The 17,050-nt window shown below is 42.2% G+C and carries 20 protein-coding genes; 1 reads left to right on the forward strand and 19 read right to left on the reverse strand.

What is annotated here, in order from left to right; all coding sequences use genetic code 11:
- The 3 genes from mgsA to ACTWPX_RS05045 are packed head-to-tail and all read right to left on the reverse strand — an operon-like array spanning position 1 to position 1,564.
- Positions 1-414: a methylglyoxal synthase gene (mgsA, locus tag ACTWPX_RS05035; RefSeq protein ID WP_128522563.1), complete on the reverse strand. Its 414-nt coding sequence runs from the start codon at positions 412-414 to the stop codon at positions 1-3.
- Positions 415-429: 15 nt separating this feature from the next.
- On the reverse strand, positions 430-1,230 hold the full coding sequence (dapB, locus tag ACTWPX_RS05040; protein WP_443118757.1) for a 4-hydroxy-tetrahydrodipicolinate reductase: 801 nt from the start codon (positions 1,228-1,230) through the stop codon (positions 430-432).
- Positions 1,223-1,564 carry a nucleotide pyrophosphohydrolase gene (locus ACTWPX_RS05045; RefSeq protein WP_443118758.1) on the reverse strand — a complete coding sequence of 114 codons (342 nt, stop codon included), beginning with the start codon at positions 1,562-1,564 and terminating at the stop codon, positions 1,223-1,225. The genes dapB and ACTWPX_RS05045 overlap by 8 nt, the downstream gene beginning before the upstream one ends.
- A gap of 162 nt (positions 1,565-1,726) precedes the next feature.
- On the opposite strand from ACTWPX_RS05045, the gene ACTWPX_RS05050 reads away from it, so the two are divergent.
- The gene (locus ACTWPX_RS05050; protein ID WP_443118759.1) at positions 1,727-2,599 is read left to right on the forward strand and encodes a YitT family protein; all 873 of its coding nucleotides are present in this window, start codon (positions 1,727-1,729) and stop codon (positions 2,597-2,599) included.
- A 291-nt stretch (positions 2,600-2,890) separates the two neighbouring features.
- Here the strand turns inward: ACTWPX_RS05050 and ACTWPX_RS05055 are convergent, their stop codons facing one another.
- The 16 genes from ACTWPX_RS05055 to aroC all read right to left on the reverse strand — a co-directional run bounded on the left by ACTWPX_RS05055 (position 2,891) and on the right by aroC (position 16,939).
- The gene (locus tag ACTWPX_RS05055) at positions 2,891-3,565 is read right to left on the reverse strand and encodes a zinc metallopeptidase (protein ID WP_443118760.1); all 675 of its coding nucleotides are present in this window, start codon (positions 3,563-3,565) and stop codon (positions 2,891-2,893) included.
- Positions 3,566-3,628: 63 nt separating this feature from the next.
- Positions 3,629-4,324: a hypothetical protein gene (locus ACTWPX_RS05060; RefSeq protein ID WP_443118761.1), complete on the reverse strand. Its 696-nt coding sequence runs from the start codon at positions 4,322-4,324 to the stop codon at positions 3,629-3,631.
- Between the two features lie 27 nt (positions 4,325-4,351).
- A complete protein-coding gene (locus tag ACTWPX_RS05065) occupies positions 4,352-4,966 on the reverse strand; it encodes a DUF1405 domain-containing protein (RefSeq protein WP_443118997.1) in 615 nt (204 codons plus the stop codon).
- Positions 4,967-5,040: 74 nt separating this feature from the next.
- Entirely contained in the window at positions 5,041-5,946 is a 906-nt protein-coding gene (locus ACTWPX_RS05070; RefSeq protein WP_443118762.1) for a c-type cytochrome, read from the reverse strand.
- Between the two features lie 28 nt (positions 5,947-5,974).
- Positions 5,975-6,649: a menaquinol-cytochrome c reductase cytochrome b subunit gene (gene qcrB, locus ACTWPX_RS05075; protein ID WP_128522556.1), complete on the reverse strand. Its 675-nt coding sequence runs from the start codon at positions 6,647-6,649 to the stop codon at positions 5,975-5,977.
- Between the two features lie 3 nt (positions 6,650-6,652).
- The gene (locus tag ACTWPX_RS05080; protein WP_443118763.1) at positions 6,653-7,159 is read right to left on the reverse strand and encodes a ubiquinol-cytochrome c reductase iron-sulfur subunit; all 507 of its coding nucleotides are present in this window, start codon (positions 7,157-7,159) and stop codon (positions 6,653-6,655) included.
- A gap of 132 nt (positions 7,160-7,291) precedes the next feature.
- The gene (locus ACTWPX_RS05085) at positions 7,292-7,747 is read right to left on the reverse strand and encodes a DUF2487 family protein (protein WP_443118764.1); all 456 of its coding nucleotides are present in this window, start codon (positions 7,745-7,747) and stop codon (positions 7,292-7,294) included.
- Between the two features lie 271 nt (positions 7,748-8,018).
- Positions 8,019-8,579 (reverse strand): ReoY family proteolytic degradation factor, encoded by a 561-nt coding sequence (locus ACTWPX_RS05090; RefSeq protein WP_128522553.1) that lies wholly within the window; start codon positions 8,577-8,579, stop codon positions 8,019-8,021.
- 30 nt (positions 8,580-8,609) lie between these two features.
- Positions 8,610-9,863, reverse strand: a complete 1,254-nt coding sequence (locus ACTWPX_RS05095; protein ID WP_443118765.1) for a tetratricopeptide repeat protein — start codon at positions 9,861-9,863, stop codon at positions 8,610-8,612.
- Positions 9,864-9,881: 18 nt separating this feature from the next.
- On the reverse strand, positions 9,882-10,754 hold the full coding sequence (locus ACTWPX_RS05100; RefSeq protein ID WP_443118766.1) for a hypothetical protein: 873 nt from the start codon (positions 10,752-10,754) through the stop codon (positions 9,882-9,884).
- A gap of 66 nt (positions 10,755-10,820) precedes the next feature.
- On the reverse strand, positions 10,821-12,110 hold the full coding sequence (aroA, locus tag ACTWPX_RS05105) for a 3-phosphoshikimate 1-carboxyvinyltransferase (RefSeq protein ID WP_443118767.1): 1,290 nt from the start codon (positions 12,108-12,110) through the stop codon (positions 10,821-10,823).
- A gap of 12 nt (positions 12,111-12,122) precedes the next feature.
- A complete protein-coding gene (locus ACTWPX_RS05110) occupies positions 12,123-13,223 on the reverse strand; it encodes a prephenate dehydrogenase (RefSeq protein ID WP_443118768.1) in 1,101 nt (366 codons plus the stop codon).
- The gene (hisC, locus tag ACTWPX_RS05115) at positions 13,223-14,317 is read right to left on the reverse strand and encodes a histidinol-phosphate transaminase (RefSeq protein WP_443118769.1); all 1,095 of its coding nucleotides are present in this window, start codon (positions 14,315-14,317) and stop codon (positions 13,223-13,225) included. Before hisC ends, ACTWPX_RS05110 begins: the two co-directional genes overlap by 1 nt.
- A 13-nt stretch (positions 14,318-14,330) precedes the next feature.
- The gene (gene aroH, locus ACTWPX_RS05120) at positions 14,331-14,693 is read right to left on the reverse strand and encodes a chorismate mutase (RefSeq protein ID WP_128522547.1); all 363 of its coding nucleotides are present in this window, start codon (positions 14,691-14,693) and stop codon (positions 14,331-14,333) included.
- Between the two features lie 6 nt (positions 14,694-14,699).
- Entirely contained in the window at positions 14,700-15,770 is a 1,071-nt protein-coding gene (gene aroB / locus ACTWPX_RS05125) for a 3-dehydroquinate synthase (protein WP_443118770.1), read from the reverse strand.
- On the reverse strand, positions 15,770-16,939 hold the full coding sequence (gene aroC, locus ACTWPX_RS05130) for a chorismate synthase (RefSeq protein ID WP_443118771.1): 1,170 nt from the start codon (positions 16,937-16,939) through the stop codon (positions 15,770-15,772). The genes aroB and aroC overlap by 1 nt, the downstream gene beginning before the upstream one ends.
- Positions 16,940-17,050: the final 111 nt, after the last annotated feature.

Genomic DNA, 17,050 nt, shown 5'->3' on the forward strand with positions numbered 1-17,050 from the left:
TCACTCCTGCTTTCTGTTCTCTTCAATGATCGTCCGCCATTCAAAATCTTCATGATCCAAAGCTTTGATCATGATATCTGCTCCAGCTAAGTTGGTCGCTACAGGAATTTGGTGCACATCACACAGTCTTAGAAGCGCACTGATATCAGGCTCATGAGGTTGAGCAGTCAATGGATCGCGGAAAAAAATCACCATGTCCATTTCTTCAGCAGCAATTTTCGCACCGATTTGCTGGTCACCCCCAAGTGGACCGGATTGGTAGCGGGTGATAGACAAGCCTGAAGACTCAGATATTTGCTTTCCAGTTGTGCCTGTAGCGAATAGTTGGTGTTTGGATAGAATAGTATGATAGCTTTTTGCAAATTGAATGATATCTTTCTTTTTTTTGTCATGGGCAATCAGTGCGATATTCATATACGTCTCTCCCCTTTAGTCAAGTAAATATTCGAGACCATAAACAAGGACATCCAGTTCCATTACTTTCTCAGTTGCAAGCTTCACCCCACTCATAAATGATTCACGGTGAATGGAATCATGTTTTACAGTGAGCGTTTCTCCCAATCCTCCGAAAATGACTTCCTGGTGAGCCACAAGTCCAGGCAGCCGCATACTATGTATTTTCATTCCTTCTACATCTGCTCCACGGGCACCTTCAAGCGTTTCTTTTTCATCTGTATGCCCCTGATGATGTGGCTCACGCATTTCTTTGATCAACTCAGCTGTTTTAACGGCTGTGCCAGAGGGAGCATCCAACTTTTGATCATGATGCTTTTCGATGATCTCAACATCCGGGAAATGCTTGGCTGCCCATTTAGCGAATTGCATCATTAACACCGCTCCAATGGCAAAATTGGGTGCAATAACTGCCCCGGTTTTTTTCTCTTCCGACAGTTGCGTCAGTTCATCCAGCTGCTCTCGGGTAAAACCAGTTGTACCGACCACTGGACGAACCTCATTCTCAAGTGCAAGTTTCGTATGTTTATACCCATTCTCCGGAGTGGTCAAATCAATAAGAACATCAGCTTCCACTTGACTCAAGCATGCTTCTGCATCCGTGTAAATCACTGCATCAAATGGTGGTAAGCCATCTATATCAGAAACTTTCCTGCCCTCATGCTTGCGGTCAATACAAGCAGCTAAAGACAATGCAGGCTGTTTTTCAATCATTTTCAACGCTTCACTGCCCATTTTACCACGCGGGCCTGCGACAATCACTTTTATCTCACTCATCATCTTTTCCTCCTTCTTTTCTTGTCCAGCGATCTTTATCTCTCGTTTCTATTTTACTCATCGATTGTTCAAATGCGTCGGATAAATCGATATCCAATGAATTGGAAAAGCATGTCAATACGAAGATGACATCACCTAATTCTTCCTCTAAGGCTTTATCTTTTTCTGTGGATTTCTTAGGTTTTTCACCATATCTATGGTTGATTTCTCTCGCCAGTTCTCCCACTTCTTCAGTCAATCTTGCCTGCAGACTTAAAGGAGAGAAATAACCTTCTTTAAATTGGGATATGTAATCATCGACTCTCTTCTGTATATCGTTTGTCGTATAACTCAACTTTCGTCCCTCCCGCTTCCTTAATGTATTCTCCCTAAATGTTAGCCAAAAGGTTGTCGTTTGACAAATTATACGTCTGTAAACTAACCTCCTACAACATTGCCGGTTTTTCATCTATTCTCTATAATAGATATCGTGTGAAATATAAATGGAGGTGAGTAAATGAAGGTCTTTGGCTTACGGGTGAAAAACATCATTTTAATTCTTATCGGTTCTGCAATTTTTTCTTTTGGTCTCGTCCACTTCAATATTCAAAATGAATTAGGCGAAGGTGGATTCACTGGTATTACTCTCTTGCTATTATACTTATTCAATTGGGATCCTGCTGTTATGAATATTGTGCTCAATATTCCTGTCCTCATTATTGGATGGAAAATCCTTGGCCGACAGACTTTTTTATATTCTTTGATCGGGATTGTAGCCGTATCTGTTTTCATTAAAATTTCCCAGCAGTATATGATCCATTTTGACTTAGCTTCCGATTTGACACTAGCTGCGCTATTCGCAGGTGTATTCATCGGCGTTGGACTCGGTATCATCTTCCGTTATGGGGGCACTACTGGTGGGGTTGATATCATTGCCCGGCTTGTGCATAAATACATGGGTTGGAGTATGGGGAGGGCTATGTTCGTCTTTGATGCAATTGTCATCTTCATATCTATCATAACCTATTTGGAATACACAAAAGGGATGTACACCCTTGTGGCCGTGTTCGTCGGTGCCAGAGTCATCGATTTCATTCAAGAAGGAGCTTATGCAGCCCGAGGTACAACAATCATCTCTGAAAAAAGCGAAGAAATTTCGAAGCGTGTCATGGAAGAAATGGATCGAGGTGTCACAATACTCGAAGGACGCGGTTCATTTTCTGGTGAAAAAAGAGACGTCCTTTATTGTGTCATTGGAAAAAATGAAATCGTCCGATTGAAAAGCCTCGTCGATCATATTGATCCCCACGCTTTTGTTGCTGTCAGCCATGTACACGACGTTATGGGTGAAGGTTTTACATTAGATGAAAACAAAAACCCATTGGATTAAATCAAAAGCGCAAGGGCCTTGTTCAGCCTCGACAAGCTTAAGTCCATTAGTCTTGTGGAGCGACCTTTCTTCACAAGACTAATGGACTTAAGACCTCGAGAGGCTAGGCGCTGGAGCTGGACGAATCAAAAGCGCATGAGCCTTGTTCAGCCTCGACCAGCTTAAGAGAAGTTGGATCTCTGGTCACTGGCTCATCCATTACTTAAAATCCACTGTGGGTCATACATTATATTTCCTAACATTGAAAAAGCCCCGATTCGCACTGAATCGGGGCTTTTACTGATATTAAATTTATTCTTCACCCATGCCCATAAACATAAAGATGAACCGTAATAATTCTGCCAATGCTACTAGTGCTCCCGCTACATATGTCATAGCTGCAGCGTTGAGTACTTTTTTCGTTTTCCGTTCTTCATCATTTCGAATGACACCTGTAGAAACGAGCTGACTCATCGCCCTGTTCGATGCATCGAACTCTACAGGCAGTGTAATCAATTGGAAGAGCACAGCTGCTGCGAAGAAGACGATTCCTACCAATAATAGACCGGTCATTTGCAAAAGCATTCCACCAATAATCAAAAAGATGGAGATATTAGAGCCAAAACTAGCCACCGGTACAAGAGCACTACGGAATCTTAGGAATGCATAATCCTGGGCATCCTGAATCGCATGCCCTACCTCGTGGGCCGCCACAGCAGCACCAGCTGTAGAACGCCCGTGGTAAATTTCGGAGGATAAACGAATCACCTTGGAACGTGGGTCATAGTGATCAGTCAAATGACCTCTTACTTCTTCGACAGCTACATTATATAAACCATTATCATCTAAAATTTTTCTAGCCACTTCAGCGCCGGACATGGATGAGGAAGTGGGAACTTTTGAATACTTTTTATAAGTCTTTTTTACTTTTGATTGAGCCCAGATTGGAATAATAATAATCAAGGCGAAATAAAGAATAAAACTCATCGTACATTCCTCCGTCTTGGATGTGTTTGCTTAGGTTAATTTTAGTCAAAATGACTGATAAAATCAACTATTATCACTTTTAATCATGTGTCTAATTTTTGAACGACTTTTAAATTGTCTTAATGAAACATATAGGAGTGTAATCAAGATCGTTCCCCCGACAATGAAAGCTGTCCAAATGACTGCATCGCCAGCTATACCATCATCTTTCTGCTTTATTTTATTCAAATGTGCAATTAATTGTTTACGCTCGTTCATTGAATCTTTTACAGTCAGCTTGTTAAATGACACCCTTACAGTATCAACTATTTCACCTTCATAAATAGTTGATACTGCAGGAGATATGTTTTCCCACAACTCATTTAATTCTAAAGAACTATTCTGAGGGTTTTCGATTGAGGAAGAAAGCACCTCCAGCTTTTCCCTTACTATTTCATGAGGTTGACTTGAAGTGAAAATTTCAATAAATGCAATTATTTGTTCTGACCTTTTAGTTTCAGAATTTATGGCAGGTGTTTCATTCAATTGGCGCCATGTGTCCTGGTGTCTAGGGGAAAGTGTTTGTACATATTGTTCCATTTCAGGCAGTCGGTTATTCAATAACCGGTCGGCTAACTCATACTTTTCATCCATGACCAACCAATTATATTGTGTAATGAACGATTCCCATGTAGACAGATTTTTTTCCGTCCCTTCTATTTGGCTCAATGGTATGAGTGTGAAAATAAGAGAACATAGTATGATGATTGCCCGTCCCATTTCACTTCTCCCCTCTCATTAGAAGTCTTACTTAGAATCTATGAGAGATGAAGAAGGATTAGACCCACCTGTAAATTTTTCAGATAGAAAATATGCTGTCCCTATACACAAAATACTTAACCAAAAGGTGAAATAACCGATTTGATCCATGTGTTCAACGATTGCTGGATAAACAGGCATTTGTTCGAAAACATAATCAATCACATCATTATGCAGCGTCCATACAGCCGCAACGATGATGTGTCTTAAACGTATCGCATAATAGGGTGCATATAGAAGCCCCTGTACAGCCATAGCACCATGAGAAATGATAAGCATATACCCTGTCCATGGCAAAGAGCCGTATTCTAAGAACGTCAATCCGTTCATCACCACAGCCCACAATCCATATTTCATGAGAGTAATGACAGCAAGTGCCTCGATATAAGGCACGTTTTTACCAAAAATAAAAAAAGCTAAAAAAATCGTAAAGAACATACTTGCGGTCGGACTGTCTGGGACGAAGATCAGAAAGATCGGTTCCGTTACAGATAATTGTGATTCATACCATATATAGCCATATATTGTTCCAAAAAGGTTCACGACAAATAATAATAATAAAAAACTTTTCTTCGTCAATATGTAGGGGATAATGCTCTTCATCATCATTCTGCCCTCCTATACAAATGAAGCCGCGCTTATCTAAGCGCGGCTTTTTAGATCAATTAAGTATCTAATTATTCTTCCGATCCAGACCCTTCACCGGATTCAGAAGATCCTTCTCCAGAAGAACCTTCTTCAGATCCTTCTCCAGATCCTTCTCCGGATCCTTCACCTGATGAACCTTCTTCAGATCCACCTTCACTACCTTCACCTGAACCAGCCTGGGCGACGAACTCAGCTAATTGTTGAAGTTCTTCATCAGAGCCACCGAATATTCCAGATGGCATCTCGCCGATTCCGTTGACAGCAATATCTTTAACTTGTTCGACAGATACTTCTGCGTCAATCAAAGACGGGTAGTTCCCTTGCCCTTGCAATGCATCCCCGTGACAGCTCATACAGTTTGCTTCATATACAGCATAACCAGGATGATCTTTATTGATTGTTGACTCGACAGCTTCCACATTCACACCATACTTCTCCGCACGCATTTCATAATCGGCATGAGATACAGATTCATATGTCAACCAGAATGTAGCAATAAAACCTAGTAGCATCAAACCAACAGCAATTGGACGTTTATGAGGGCGGCGTTCCGGACCTCGGTCCAGGAATGGTGCAAGCAATAGAGCACCGAAAGCCAAACCAGGCATGACGATGGCACCTAGAACGATAAACTCGCCACCAGCAAATTGGTATTTCAGAAACTGGTATAAGAATAAGAAGTACCAGTCAGGTAACGGAATATAGCCTGCGTTGTTTGGATCAGCTTGTTGCTCAAGTGGTGATGGGTGAGCAGCAGTCAATATCAGGAATCCAATCAGGAATACAGCGCCAACGAGCCATTCTTTCAATAAGAAGTTCGGCCAGAATGCTTCCGTACGTCCTGGATACTCAGAATAGTCTTTTGGTAAATTGGCTTTTGTTTCGGCGGTAATACGTGAATCACCGACGAATTTCATCCCTTTTCCTCTATGCACAGCTTTCCCTCCTTTTTACATTACTTTATTATAGTGGACCGGAAATACCTTGTTTACGGATCAAGACAAAGTGGAAAGCCATCAACCCGAACAGTGCAGCCGGCAAGAAGAACACGTGAATCGCAAAGAAACGTGTAAGTGTTTGAGCCCCTACAATTGACGGGTCTCCTGCAAGAAGTGTCCGGACTTGGTCTCCGATAAACGGTGTCGCAGCTGCGATTTCGAGACCTACTTGAGTCGCGAAGTAAGCTTTGTTATCCCATGGCAACAGGTACCCTGTAAAGCCTAAACCAAGCATGACGAAGAACAACAGGACCCCAATGACCCAGTTCAACTCACGAGGTTTCTTATAAGCTCCTTGGAAAAATACCCGCAACGTATGTAGAAACAACATGACGATGACAAGACTCGCACCCCAGTGGTGCATACCGCGAACGATTTGGCCGTAAGCGACCTCACGCTGCAAATAATAAACGGATTTCCATGCGTTCTCAATATCTGGTACATAATACATGGTCAAGAACATACCAGATAAGATTTGGATGACTGTGATAAAGAATGTCAATCCTCCAAAACAATAAACAAAAGCTGAAAAGTGGTGTGCTGGGTTGACGTGTTCCGGCACTTCATGGTCGGCAATATCACGCCAAAGCGGGGTGATATCTACACGCTCGTCCACCCAGTCATAAATCTTTTGTAGCATGTATTATACCCCCCCTCTTTCTTGCGCTTCACCTAAGTAAAGCATGCCTTCTTCGACTTTGTGTTCGAACATCGGCAATGGTGCCGTCGGTGGAGTTCCTGGTACATTGACTCCATCTTTCGTGTACCTGCCTCCATGACATGGACAGAAAAACTCTTTTGGATACTCCTCATTAGAAGCCCAGTCGACTGTACACCCTAAGTGAGTACAAATCGGAGATAATGCTACAATTTCACCATTCTCATTTCTGTACACCCACGCTGTTTTTTGGACTTCTGATTCATACCAAGCATCGACCTGATCGATCGTCCATTCAAAACGTTGTGGTTCATTCGTAATTTCATCAACGGAAGCTACGGAGATAAAATCTCCACCTTCTTTCGTTTTCAATACAGGATCGATTGCAAAACGAACCATCGGTGCCAGCATTCCGGCTGCCATAAAGCCGCCTACACCAGTCAGTGTGTAGTTTAAAAATTGACGACGGGATACTCGTTTTTTATCGCTCATTCTTTTCCCCCCTCTATGCTGTAATCCATGCGACATGGATTGATTACACACAGTTTACTAGGACATTACCATGATAGCGCAATCTAAAGGCGCGGTCAATAAATTATCAAACCTTGTCGTAACTTTTCATAATTACCAATACGATTGAATCAATTCGTTGATTTGATGGGCTTGTTCCTTCACGAACGATTGGGTTTCAGTTGATTGGATATTGCCTGATTGAAGCCCTGGGACCCATAAAAGCTGACCATTCAGGTGGGACTCATACCTTTTCCATTTACTATCGAAAGTGAATAGGAAAACATGGTGAAAAGGCTGCTCCTGAAATTTGCTGATCCATCGGTTCAATCGTTCGACTTCGCTCTCATTTGAACCATTCAGATAATTATAGTCCGGAGCCAGGAAGATACGGCCCCGGTATTCATTTTCTATAAGGTTTGAAAATACCTGATTCAATTCCCTTTGGAAAGCGTGCTTGACCATCTCTTCGTCTGCTGAAGGGTCGAAAGGGACCAAAGGGATCAAAACCGTATCAATATATTGTTTTTCTGGTAGATATTGTGTAGTATCTGCTTTTGTCCAGCGCATCATTCATTCATTCCTTTACTATGTAACTTCTTCTCTATTCTACTACATTCCGACAAAAATTAAAGCGCAAACATACCCAATTAATGGTGAATTACTGAAGATTTCATTTTTTCCTGCCAAGAACATGAGCGCAAGCGTCTTATTTACCAGCAATTGATCGAATTCGTGCTTTACAACAAAAAGGGGGAGAGGAAACGTTTCTAAAATCACAGCATCTTATTATAAAAAAGCACAAAAAATCAGGACCACCAATTAAGGTGGCCCTGATTTTTTATAAAAACGTATTCAAATCCTGTTTCACTTTTTCAAGTTTGGTACATAATTCTTTGAATTCCTCTCGTTTTCCGTTTACGAGTGCTTCATCGATGGAATCTTCAATTCGCTTTTGACTGTGCTGTAATAAACTTACAGATAACAACCGTTCCGCTTCATTTTTATCCCGGTCATTCAGATAATAATCTTTTGGAAGGTAAGGGTTCTCTTCAAGAACTAGAGCATATTTAGAACACTGTTGGGCGTTTTCGAAGTTCATTTGAATATAAACCGGCTCGCCTTGATTCATTCTTAAATCATGAAACGATTTTTCAGCGTCATTTGTCATCACTTGGCCTTTATAAAACCGAAATGGAGGATCAGAAACTCCTTGGGCGCTGATTTCCATCCCCCGCGGGCAGAACTTTACTTCTTGAACGAAATGAACGCTTGATAAAAGCGACTCATGATTCATCAAATAATTCAGAATCCAGACACTTTCCCTTTTTTTCAATTGAAAATGATTCAAAAACCAGCGGACAAAGTCTTTTTTCTCATCCACAGAAATTGGTGTTTGCATATGCGCCCCTCCTGCGCTTTATTGATCATCTCATTGTTCTTTAAGCCGCTCGACGAAGTCTTCGATTTCTGTATCTGTCGGATCAATGGCCAAATATTCTTCGAATACTTGCTGGCCTTCTTTCATTCTTCCTTCTTCAACTAAGAAATAGGCATAAGATTTCAGGAATTCAGTGTCTTCTTTCAATGCTGGGTATGCTTGTTTATATTGTTCGTATGCATCTTTGAAACGCTCTTCTTCTTCATAAGCTTGAGCCAATTCCCACAAGTAATTCGGATCTTCTTCTCCTAGAGCGAAAAGTTCGTTGATCAGTTCGATGATACTATCATGATTTTCATCTTGTTTGAAGTTTTCAATCAAAAACAGGACAGCTTCCTTATAACCAGGGTCAAGCGCAACAGCTTCCCTCATCATTTGATAACCTTCTTCTTTGTTACCTTGTCGATGAGAGAGAGTTCCGGCAAGGTGATAAAGTTCCTTGTTGAACTCATCTTTTGCTAACCCTTGCTTAGCCATATCCAAAGCCTGCTGGGGCATTCCCTCTGAATCATAGGCTTGAGCTAAGTGTTGATAGACAGATTGGAAATAAGGATCCTTTTCAATCAGTTCTTCCCAAACATGAATCGCGATATCATTACGGTTAGCTTGAAATGCAACAAACCCATATCGGAACATTACATCAGGATTATCTTCTTCGACTTTTTGGAAAATGTCCAAGGCTTGTTCGAATTCTCCATTTGCTGCATAAGCTTCCGCCAGCCGTGTAGCCACTTCAATATCACCAATCACCGGTTCGTGATGCATCGCATTCTCATAATATGGAACGCTCTTCGAGTACTCCCCGTTTGAAAATGCCAATTCACCTAAAGCGAAATCGATGATGGAAGAGTTCGGTTCCACACGTTTAGCTGTCAACAATTTTTGTTCAGCCACTTCATAAAGTCCTTGTGCTTGGTAAAGATCGGCAAGCTGTACGAGTGCCTGCAAATAATCTTCATCTTCCGGACCGAACTGATTCAACAATTCAATCGCCTCGTCATCTTCATCCAAGTCAATGTGGATTTCTGCCATCATCACTTTCAGTTCCTGTTCTTTCGGATAGCGTTGGATGAGTTCATGAAGAACCATTTTCGCTTCTTCCAACATCCCCCATTGTATATAAAGCTCTGCAATGGTAAAGCGCTCTTCTTCATCCGCATCGGGTAGATATTCTGTTAAAGTTTTGATTGCGTCTTCCGTCTTATGGGCTTCCATTTGACGGATGGCCTTTTGTATTTCCTCCATGATGACATCCTTTCCATCTTAAGCAAAATGCTTGTGAATCTTCACTTTTATATGAGTGCCGGGCTGAGAGTCCGTCAAATTCTGGTTGACCTGTCTCACCTGACCATTCATGATCGTTACATCTGGAACAGCATTATGATATCTGAAATTCTCGTGTTCATCAAACGTTCTGTCCGTTTGAATCCAATACAAGTTATAATCAGCTTGACCACCCGGGAGGATGCCTCCTTTATTAGGAAAAATACCACTATCCCTTAAGTTTTGAGCTGATACGACTTCATCGTCCTGCATGTCTGTTAGTTTAATCATACCATACTGTTCACAGAGTGAAGACCACAATTCTGAATAGTTGTTCGACGTATTCTCTGTATCTTTGACGAACAATGTCAAAGGGATTCTTTTGTAAGCCTGCGCCTGAGTCAGCCATTCCCAGCAAACACCTTCCAACTCTTCTCTGGACTGCACTTCAATACATAAAAAGGGGCTTCCTTTCCGGGCGAAAAACCGGATCAACTCTGGTCGAAGCCATTTTACCGGAACGACAGGTAAAATCATATAATCCAGAGGAAGCTGCTTGAACTTCTGCAAAAAATGGTCATAATGCTCTCGATAATGACGTAAGCTAGTCACTAGGTGTTGTATGAGCAGCAAGGTACACCCTCTTTTTATGTAATTCTCTGCTGTTTTTTCAGGTAATACACAATCGGCTAACGGCTCTTGAGTATCTATCATTACATGACCCGGAGCAACGACAAAGTTATCCAGCACCAAATTCTTATACCGGTGACTCCCAATGCGATCTCTGACGAACTTCCCCTCACATACTGTCAACTCTCTGAAAACCGGCCCTATATCTTCTTCTACATTAGCTTGAAACCAATAAGCTCCCATACGACTCAAACCTCCAAGCAGGCTTTTTATATCGTATGAGAGCTTTGCATAAACTATGAAGTTAATTTAACATAGGACGTCATTTAAATGTTCAAAAAAAGTAGGGTATGAGATATTTATACAATCTTTATCATGGATCGTTACATGATTGGATGTGACTAATGAGGCGATTGCTCCCATCATTCCGATTCGGTGGTCGCCATAGGAATTAATCACTCCACCCTCCAATTGAGATTTGCCGTGGATGATTATTCCATCTTTGAGAGCTTCAACGTTTGCCCCGAGCCTATTCAGTGTATCAACAACTGCCTCTATGCGATCTGTTTCCTTATGTCTCAACTCTTCCGCGTCTTTGATGATGGTAGTTCCTTCAGCTTGTGTAGCAGCTAATGCGATAATCGGGATTTCGTCAATGACGTTAGGGATGATATCCCCGTCCAAAGTAATTCCATTCAAATTACTGCTTTGAATATGGATATCACCTACAGGCTCACGCCCTACATGAGTATGGACGTCCGTTTTGATCGCTGCTCCCATTTTCTCTAGTGCATATAGAATACCATTTCTCGTTTTATTCAGACCGACATCACGTATCGTAAGTTGACTATTTGGTGTGATCGACGCTGCCACAATAAAAAAGGCGGCTGAAGAAATATCCCCAGGTACACGTATGTCCGAAGCTTTCGGTTGTTGGCCACCCTCGATGGTAATCGCTCGGCCATCAATATCGAGGTCTACCCCGAACTCAGGCAATAACATCTCCGTATGATTACGTGTTTCTCCTATTTCAATGACTTCAGTTTTTCCTTTTGCAAGCATACCAGCTAATAACAGGGCTGATTTTACTTGAGCACTTTTCACTTTCAATTCATGCCTATAGCCTGAAAGTTTCTTTCCATTAAATGCTAGGGGAAGCAGCGAACCTCCCTCTCTCCCGGTAATATCCGCACCCATTTCTTGCAGGGGGGCCACAACCCGGTCCATCGGTCTTCTTGATAAAGAAGTATCACCAAATGCAGTCGTAAATAATGGTAATCCAGCTAACACACCGCTCATCAAACGGGCAGTGGTCCCTGAATTGCCAAAGTTTATTGGACTTGAAGGCTCATTCAACCTGGTGATCCCTTCGCCATGCACTATGAGTTCTCCCCCGTCCTGTTCAATCTTGACGCCCATCATTCGAAAAGCTTCTACGGTACGGAGGCAATCCTCACCAGTTAAAAAGTTTTGGATGTGAGAGGTACCCTCAGCTAACGAAGAAAAAATGACTGCTCTGTGGGAAATCGATTTATCACCTGGGACACGCAGCTCGCCTCTCAACTTCTTATCTGTAGATTTCAGTTCAATCGTAGACATGGGATTCCTCCTTCATTGTTGGATCATAACTTCATAATTATGGTGAGCAAGTACTTGTTTGCTAGCCGTTTGTTCCCTATGCGTTGCGAAGCTGATCCGTAAAACCCCTGTGATCCCTTCTCTGATTTCAAGGATTTGAATATTTTTAATACTGATTTCCTCTTTCGCCAAGATACCGATCACATCATGAATGGCACCAGGCTGGTCATGGATATCAACATATATGTCGTAAAAAGCAGGAATCGCTCCTTTTTCTTTTACAGGCAAGCCATCCCTGTACTGCTTGGCGTCAAATAGATATTGAAAGGTTTGCTCTTTCGCTTCATCACATAAGTAAGAACGAACACGCTCCATTTCGCCGATCCAATCATCAAGCATGGATATGAGCAAATGACGATTCTGAAAAAATATATCCTGCCATAATTTCGGGTTGCTGGAAGCGATCCGTGTGATATCTTTGAATCCCCCGGCTGCAAGCTGTTCGATATAAGGATGAGTTTCCTGCCAGATTCTAGCTTGGTGTACGAGAGATGATGCTATCAAATGGGGGAAATGAGAAATGACAGCTGTCATTTCATCATGCTCCTTTGTCGTGAATGTTAAGAAACGTGCGTCCGTTTGAGAAAATAAGTCTTTGAGCCTCTCCGCTTCACTCGTGGTCGCATGGACAGAAGGTGTCAAAACATAGATGGCATTTTCAAAGAGGTGTGGCTTTGCAGCGGTATAACCTTGTTTATGCGACCCTGCCATCGGATGTCCCCCTACAAATGAGAAGAAAGGGTGTTCTAAACGATTGGCTGCTTCCAAAACTTGATTTTTAACGGATGATACATCTGTCACTAACAACGGTTTTTTTAATTCAATAGACTCAAGCATTTGTAAATATTCGATAGTCACAGAGATGGGTGTGGCCAAAATACATAAATCTGCTTCGAGTATGGCTTTACTGAAATCAGAAGAAGCTTGGTCGATGACACCTTGTTTCAACGCCATATTCACCGTGGCCTCATCTCCATCGATTCCAATAATGAAGACATCTTCTTTTTTCGTGACATTCATCGCGAGTGACCCACCGATTAGTCCTAATCCTACGATCAATACGGTTTGTTTCATTACTTCTCACCAGAAGCTAACTTTTGCTTCATGGCCTCCTGTATTTGTTCCATATCGTCTTTCTTTCCTATGGTCAATCGAATTGTATTCGGTAACCCTAAAGCTTCACCGGATCGCACAATGAATCCTTTGGTCAATAAGTGTTCGAACATATCGTCACCACTTATAGGCAATTGGATCAAAAGAAAGTTAGCCTGTGTATCATAATAAGAAAGTCCAAGTTCATCACAGAACTCCATCAAAGATATTTTGTTCTTGTGGTTTTCTTTAACTGTTTCCTCAATGAATTCTTGATCATCAAGCGCCAGCAATGCTGCAGCTTGTGCAACGGTGGATGTATTGAAAGGTTCGCGGGATGGCTCGAGGATTTGGATGACCTCAGGGTGAGCAACACCATACCCGATACGTAGTCCAGCTAACCCGTACGCCTTGGAGAAGGTACGCAAAACCAGCAGGTTCGGGTATTTTTTCAGGGCAGCAAGCGAATCGAATGCATCTTCAGCTTCTAAATATTCGTAGTAGGCTTCGTCAATCACGATCAGGACATGAGCAGGACAGCGCTCTAATACAGATTGTAATGTTGTTCCATCGATATGTACGCCAGTCGGGTTATTTGGCGTACATATCCAAAGTACCCTTGTCTGTTCGTCGATGTGCGCAAGCATCTCCTTTAGATTATGGTGACCTTCCTGCAGAGGTACTTCTCTTACCTCTGCCCCTTCGATTAAAGCATTGTGTCGATATTGAGGGAAAGTCGGAGTAGCCATTACCGTATTAGAGCCAGGTTCTAAAAACGTCCGGCATATGATCTGTACGACTTCGTCTGAACCATTTCCAAAAATCAACTCACTTTCATCTACATTGATGAAGGAAGCCACTTTTTTGCGGATCTCCGCTCCATACCCATCAGGATAAATTTCCAAGTTGGCGATCAGTTCAGGCAATTCTTTTTTTACAGCAGGAGAAAATCCGAATGGGTTTTCATTGGAGGCGAGTTTTACAATACGGTCCAAGCCGTACTCTTTTTTCACTTCTTCAATTCCCTTTCCTGGTTTATATGGTTTCATATTTTTCAGAATGTCTTTAGCCTTCATGGAAAAACTCCTCTCAACTCTTTAAATCCGGTCTTAACTGTTTTGCGTCATAATGATAAATATGTTTGATTTCCTTTTGCTGCTTATCCGTTTCTACCGTTACCATAACACGAATACAATTAGGCAGACTCCCGGGGACGGGAATTTCCCTCATGCACATGACAGGCACATAAGTCCATCCTTCCAACTTGCGTAACGATTTTGCTGGAAATGTATCATTGATGTCCTGGGTGACAGTGAAAAAGACAGAAACGACACTCTCGGCCTGAATCTGATTGGACTGAATGACATCTTTAAGCAGTTCTACGGATTTCTCAACGATTTCATCCGCTTCATTATTTTCAACTGTGGTCGCTCCACGTACTCCTCTGATCATTTTCACTCACCTCGCAGAAATCATTCTTTTTAATTCATGAACCAGCTCTTCATCACCCATTTGTATCACATATGGGGAACCGGTTTTTTCCAAAAGAACAAAATTGATATTTTGGTGTACTGTCTTTTTATCCCATTTCATCCGCTTGAGTAATTGCTCAGGATCCAATTTTGTCATAATTGAAGTCGGGTATTGGTTTTTTTCTAACCAATTTACATAATCTTTTATTGGCAAATGAGCGTTATTTTTATTTTCACTTAACTGTAAGGTGAATAAAAGTCCGATAGCTACTGCTTCCCCGTGCGTAATTTCCCCGTATCCCAACTCTGCCTCAATTGCATGGGCGAGTGTGTGTCCGAGATTGAGGTGCTTCCTGATTCCTGCTTCCCTCTCGTCCTCTTCGACGATAGAAGCTTTAACACGGACGCCTTTCGTCAAATCTTGTTTCAGCTGTTGGCTCGTCAGGTCCTTCAAGGATTGTTTCAAAAGGCTTTTCAACCAGGATTCATCACTTAAAAACGCATGTTTGATGACTTCTCCGTAACCTGAACGGATTTCGCGTTCAGGTAAGCTTTTGAGCGTCTCCACATCATAAATGACCTGTTTAGGATTATAGAAGCTTCCAATCAAGTTTTTCCCTTTTGGATGGTTAATGGCGACTTTCCCGCCTACACTGCTATCGTGAGCCAGGATGCTTGTCGGCATTTGAATATAATCGATGCCTCTTAGATACGTTGAAGCCACGAATCCAGCCAGGTCACCAATCATCCCACCACCAAGGGCAATGATTAAGGAGTGACGGTCAAGTTGAGCGTCTATGCATCGGTCAAGAAGAGACCGGTAGTGTTCCATGCTTTTCGATGATTCTCCACTCGGAACCACTGCTGTGTGGAGGTTTTCAACAGAAGATAAGTGATTTGTAATGTCATTCAAATAGTGGCCCGCTACTGTAGTATCCGTAATCACCAAAACAGTTTGATAGTTTTTCAGTAATCTTTCTGCTAATTGATTTCTCAAGCCTGATCCTATCTCTACTTCATAATCGTGTGTACTGGAATGAATGGTGATTGTAGTCATTAAAATTCCCTGACTTCCTGCCTGTAATCATCCACTGCTCGTTTCAGACGAGGGAAGTAATCAGATGGAAACTCCTCGGTAATTGCTTTTGCCAGCTCAAAAGCAACGATATGTTCCATTACAACAGATGCTGCCGGTACTGCACAGGAATCAGAACGCTCTATACTTGCATTGAAAGGTTCCTTCGTTTCAATATCCACGCTTTGTAATGGCTTGTACAGGGTAGGGATCGGTTTCATCACGCCTTTGACTACAATCGGCATTCCTGTCGTCATTCCACCTTCAAACCCTCCTAAACGATTAGTGCGACGCTGGTATCCTTTCGTTTCATCCCACAAAATTTCATCGTGGACCTGACTGCCATTTCTCCTGGCTGCTTCAAAGCCGATGCCAAACTCTACACCTTTATAGGCATTGATGCTCATAACACTTCCGGCAATTTTCGCGTCCAGCTTACGGTCATATTGGACATACGAGCCAATACCTGGAGGCATTCCTTCAACGTAAACCTCCGTTACCCCGCCAATTGTGTCTCCTTCTTTTTTCGCTGCATCTATGGCATGCATCATTTTTTCTGCAGCTGCTTCATCAAAAGTACGAACAGGGGAAGCTTCCGATATTTCCCGTCGTTCCTTGAGGGATAAGTCTTCGTCGACCTCACTGACGATACCGGCTATTTCTCTTACATATCCAGTCACTTCGATTCCTAATTCTTTAAGAAGGACTTTAGCGACTGCCCCAGCCCCGACGCGTGCAGCTGTCTCTCTGGCAGAAGAGCGTTCGAGAACGTTCCTCATATCTCTATGGCCGTATTTCATACCTCCATTCAAGTCAGCATGACCAGGCCTCGGTTTCGTAACCGTACGGCGTATTTTTTGTGTGTCTTCAGGTAGAGGGTCTTCTCCCATAATATCTATCCAGTGTTTGAAATCATCATTATGTACGACTAATGTGATTGGAGAGCCTAATGTATATCCATGACGCACACCACTCGTTACTTCGACGAGGTCTTTTTCAATTTGCATACGTTTGCCACGACCATATCCTCCTTGGCGACGAATTAAGGATTCATTGATTTGATCTTTAAGAAGTGGCAGATGGGAAGGAACCCCTTCAATAATTGTGGTCAACTGTTTACCATGTGATTCACCAGCGGTTAAGTAGCGCATGAACAACGTACCTCCTGTGTTTCTGAGATTTTCTCACTTTAAACCGTGAGAGTGTTATAAATTTTAGATACTACTATATCATATGGACATCCATTTGTGATGTTTAAATAT

Source organism: Halobacillus sp. H74 (assembly GCF_052246715.1).
Lineage (GTDB): Bacteria > Bacillota > Bacilli > Bacillales > Halobacillaceae > Halobacillus > Halobacillus litoralis_A.